This window comes from Candidatus Zixiibacteriota bacterium, from assembly GCA_022865345.1.
Lineage (GTDB): Bacteria > Zixibacteria > MSB-5A5 > MSB-5A5 > RBG-16-43-9 > RBG-16-43-9.
The window spans coordinates 1-4,639 of the sequence record JALHSU010000239.1; the positions used below are offsets into that span (position 1 = coordinate 1).

Genomic DNA, 4,639 nt, shown 5'->3' on the forward strand with positions numbered 1-4,639 from the left:
AAAATTTGACTCCTCAGTCGTTCCTTTCAAGAGAATCTCGGCTGAGGATTTGATTCCTCAGGTAAAAAATACCATCGCAGTTGCCTCAGGCAAAGGCGGAGTAGGGAAATCAACTATAAGCGTGAATTTAGCTCTGGCTTTGTCTAACTGTTTAGCTAAAGTTGGGCTTTTCGATACTGATATATATGGACCAACTATTCCTCAGATGTTGGGAGTCAAGAAAGAGGTTTATGCAAAGGCAGGGAAGATAATCCCGGTTGAGAATTTTAATCTGAAAATTATATCCATCGACTTTTTCTTAGAGGAAAGCACACCGGTGATCTGGAGAGGTCCCTTAGTAGCTGGTGCCATTCAACAGTTCTTGAGAGACGTAGACTGGGGAGAGCTTGATTATATGATAATAGACTTACCCCCTGGAACAGGAGATGCGCAGTTGACCTTAGCCCAGACCATTCCTCTGACCGGAGCTGTAATCGTGACCACGCCTCAGGACGTAGCTAAAAAAATCGCGGTCAAGGCATTGAAACTATTTCAGCAGTTGAATGTGCCGATTTTAGGGATAATAGAGAATATGAGCTATTTCGTCTGTCCCCATTGCGGAAAAAGAAGTGATATCTTCAGTTCTGGAGGAGGAAAAAAAGCTGGTCAAGACCTGGGAGTTCCTTTTCTTGGAGAGATTCCTTTAGATATGAACTTAAGAGTTTCAGGAGATGAAGGAGAACCTTTTCTTTTAAAATTCCCCGATTCAGAGATTTCTCAGATCTTTGCCCAGATAGCCGGAAATTTAGCAAGGCAGGTAAGTATTCTTAGTCATAAGTAGTTAAAATCGATCTTGCTTCAGGAAACAAATCCCAGAATAAGATTTATTATTTTCCACACTGAAGTGTTCACTTTCCCCAACAGGTGCTGTCCAATTCTATTTGGACAACTTGCTAAAGTCAGCAATTAATTTTGCAATAGCTTTGTCCCTAGCGCTTGAGTCAATAATGCCTTGACAGAATTGAAACAAAACTGACATAGAGTACAGGGGACTGAAATATCTCATTTGTGAATTTACTGTCTGCCGAATTTTATCTTGGCGCTGAAATACCAATATAGTCATAACATTAGCGACCACAGAGAATACCGCTGAGACCATAGCAATAGTAGCTAACTTAAATAATACCAACAACAAACAGATTAAAAGGAACAGCAGACTGAAGGAAATAGCGAAAATTGCAATCAAATTCATTTTTTTAAGATTGTAGAAATCTGAAACTAATTTCTGATTAATGCCGTCCAAAGCAGTCTCCAAGTTTTTATTGAAATTATTAGCCTGCTCCATGTTACTCGATGACTGGGCTGTTTTTGACCCCAAGTGCTCTAAGGAACTAAATTCCCGAGCTACTTTCATGGCCTCGTTGTATCTGTCCAAAGTTTACCTCCTTGAATTAACTCCAAATTTTCCAAGTGACGGTTTAGAAATAATAGATTTAAAAACATCCCTTCCTTCTTGTTCATCCGTCTACTCTTCTCAATGTTTTCTTTGAGATAACTTAAGTAGAGTTGATGAACCTTAACGCTAAACGCTAGATCGATCGCATCTGAATGCTGGAACAGATCCTGTAGCCTTCTTCCGAATTCTATCCAAAAGGTTCTGGCGGAATCAGAGCCAAACCAGAACCACAACTCCCCTCTAAAACCCATACATCCAGTAAGGTAGTTAGCAATATCACTTGTGCTTAAATAAGTTGAGGAATTGCAGGCGTACGCAAATAAATAAACATTACGGTCACCTGAACTAGCCAACCACCAAATTTCAGGGAGGAGAATAGGGCTCTGGTTTGATTCATCGGCATCGCAAAAGAATCCGGTATTTTTCCCAAAACACCAAAGCTGTACTACAATATTACGTTTATTATAGTCAAAATAACTTTTGCATGGTCTGGAGGTGCAAACACGCTCAAATTTCTCTACTTTGTCTAGCATGCTGTGAAAATCACTGGATAAATATCCCTTAAACCTCAACTTTTGCGTAGAGCTCAGGTCAAACAGGGACAAAAACCGACGAAAAACTGATTGGAGAAATCTCATAGTTGTGACCCCCTTAATCTCTTGTTTAATGAACGGTACATTTTTATTATCTCAGTACCAATCTCGTCTTTAGCCTCCAGGTGCTTTCTTAGCTGTGCTACTGATAGTGTCCTAATGCCTGCCAGAATGCCTATCTCATTTTGGTTCTCTATACTTTCTAATTCTTCATAAATATCTTCTATCATTTCATCAAGAATAGAATTCATTTTGTCATATCTCAATTTGAGTTCACCTACATCCACTTCCGATTTATAACTACTCTCTTCACCTTCGAGTATGGTTTCACCGGAGAGCAACTTGCGAAGTATATCCTCGTTTAGGTCAGCTTTGTAAATAAGCTTTCCATCGATTTTCTTTAACCGATTAAGTTGTGAATCATTAAGAACATATCCAGTTAACAAAATGCACTCTGCTTTAGGATATTGTTTCTTTACCATTTCAAGCAGGTGGATACCATCCTCTGTCGAACCTTCGAAAACCAAATCTGCAATAACGCATTTAACGTCTTTCACTTCCTTAAGAACCTCTTGGGCTTCTTCCAGTGAGGTTTTGCAAAATGTTGTCTCAATTTTTTCGTCCTCGATGAACACCTTGACTGTCTCCACTAGGCTCTCACAGTCATCAACAAAAAGGGTATTTGACATTCGGTCCTCCTTTCATTATTACGGCCGTTTTTTAGAAAAATAGGGAAGTGTTATCTCAAAATAGGCTCCTGTGTATGGCTTATTACCTTTTGTTTTTGCTTGTATTGTTCCACGGTGCTCTTCAATAATTGTTTTTGCAATATAAAGGCCGTGGCCTCTGCCAAAAGAGTGTTTAGTCGAAATTCCATCCTCAAAAATCTTTGGGAAAATCCGCTCATCTATCCCTGGTCCTGTGTCTTCGATTTTTATTTGAACTTGCACAGGCTTATGTACAGAGTCTTTGATTACATTTGTTGTCACTTGAATTCTCGGGTTTTGAAGGTTATTTGTTGCTTCGATAGCATTTTTAAAAATATTCTTGAAAACCTGTAAAAATTTTGATTCTTGACCAAAAACTAAGGGACCGGAACAATAATTTTTTACAAATCGAACCTTCGGCTTCATGACTAGCTTCAAAGTCATAATGGCAGCATCGCATATCGTATTGATATTACACGTACCAGGACCTTTTTCTATCATTTGCGTATCTAAATCACTTTGTAGACTCCTATAACCGGCAATTAAAGAGGTGAGTTGCTCCACTAGATTACTCAATTGTCTTTCCTGCTCTAGCACTATACTTGAAACTCTGTACTTACTCTTAAGAGCGGAGAGCCTTAGTCGCATTTCTGCTGCTGGGGTATTTAGCTCATGCGCCAGTTGATCAGCTAGTTTAAAAGCGTCCTTTGCTTTTTGATAAGCAAGGCGTTTTTCCTTGTAATCAGCAAATAAACTTTCGGAAAATCCAATGAGACCAAAAATGTGTATCAGCTTTAGAGTCGTTCCGGCTACAAAGAAAATATCTTGGTTAGCCTTCAAAAGATAACCAAATTGCAATAGAGAATAAAGGTACATGGAGAACACCAAACAACGTTTGACCCAAAGTCTAAAAGGTCGACGGGCAGCCCAGAAATAAGTCTGATAGGCGTTTCCAAAAAGAAATATGGCCAGGCTCCCGAACGAAACAGCACAAACCTCAACAATTCTAAGGTGGCTCGGAAAGTAGCTTAGCGTTATTATAGGAAGAACAAGTACCGACAAACTGATTGTTGCTATATTCCACATGTTAAAAAGTTTTGGATACTTGGAAAAAAATCTTTGCTTTGCCGCAACCAGTAAGAAAAACATGCTAACAGTATTGAGAGATAGGGTAAAACCAACTTCCTGTGTGTCCACCAAACCAATATACTTTTTGCTTAGTTCATTCAAAGCTAGATATACCAGATTGAGTAACCAGAATAGACCACCGAAAAGAAAGAATAACCCCTTATCCTTTTTTGTTGCATAATAAGTTCTGGATAATAACAGGTAGAGAAATAAAAGAGTAATCGCAGTCAAAGCGTTAAGAACATAGACACTGATAAACTCGTGAAACGAAGAACTCATATCCAGCTCTCTATAGATTTTCTGTGAATCTTTCTTTGGAAATGCCGATAATCATAAAAAGGCAAATGAACAAATTTGACAATCAAAAAGGGGGAAGTCGTGCTTACCATATTAGCATTTATGGTTATAATGTTAGTTCTTGGAATTGTTTCAATACTCACTGGCACTCCCAAACGAACCAGATATTCCGAGTCTGCTAATAAGCATAAATAATATAGCAATTTTTTTCTGACACGCAACTGAAATTCTTTTGGAGTTGGACCGGTATAGGCACATGGTATACAGTTTGGTTTTTTTAGTATAATAAAATCAAATATGGTTTCAAGTCTTATTGGTGGTAAGTTTATTAACCTCGTGTCAAAACGCAAAAAATGCTTGATTCATCAACCTCTACAATCTTTGCATCGACCTCAAACTTTGCAGTCAACTCCCGGAACTGATCCGGCACTACTGTCGTTGCGTTGAAACCATCTTTACAGACAATCAGCCCATCACCT

Annotated in this window: 5 protein-coding genes; 1 reads left to right on the top strand and 4 read right to left on the bottom strand. The window is 38.7% G+C overall.

Going from position 1 to position 4,639, the window contains the following annotated elements:
- Positions 1 to 820 (top strand): Mrp/NBP35 family ATP-binding protein (locus tag MUP17_11270; GenBank protein MCJ7459561.1); only part of this gene is annotated, 820 nt, incomplete at its 5' end.
- Positions 821 to 916: 96 nt separating this feature from the next.
- On the opposite strand, the gene MUP17_11275 is transcribed toward MUP17_11270, so the two are convergent.
- From MUP17_11275 to MUP17_11290, 4 genes are read right to left on the bottom strand one after another with little or no spacing between them, the layout of a single operon-like run.
- On the bottom strand, positions 917 to 1,414 hold the full coding sequence (locus tag MUP17_11275; protein MCJ7459562.1) for a hypothetical protein: 498 nt from the start codon (positions 1,412 to 1,414) through the stop codon (positions 917 to 919).
- A complete protein-coding gene (locus MUP17_11280) occupies positions 1,390 to 2,073 on the bottom strand; it encodes a hypothetical protein (GenBank protein ID MCJ7459563.1) in 684 nt (227 codons plus the stop codon). The genes MUP17_11275 and MUP17_11280 overlap by 25 nt, the downstream gene beginning before the upstream one ends.
- Positions 2,070 to 2,717, bottom strand: coding sequence for a response regulator (locus MUP17_11285; GenBank protein MCJ7459564.1), 648 nt, complete (start codon positions 2,715 to 2,717; stop codon positions 2,070 to 2,072). Before MUP17_11285 ends, MUP17_11280 begins: the two co-directional genes overlap by 4 nt.
- 18 nt (positions 2,718 to 2,735) lie before the next feature.
- The gene (locus MUP17_11290; protein ID MCJ7459565.1) at positions 2,736 to 4,142 is read right to left on the bottom strand and encodes a HAMP domain-containing histidine kinase; all 1,407 of its coding nucleotides are present in this window, start codon (positions 4,140 to 4,142) and stop codon (positions 2,736 to 2,738) included.
- Positions 4,143 to 4,639 lie beyond the last annotated feature (497 nt).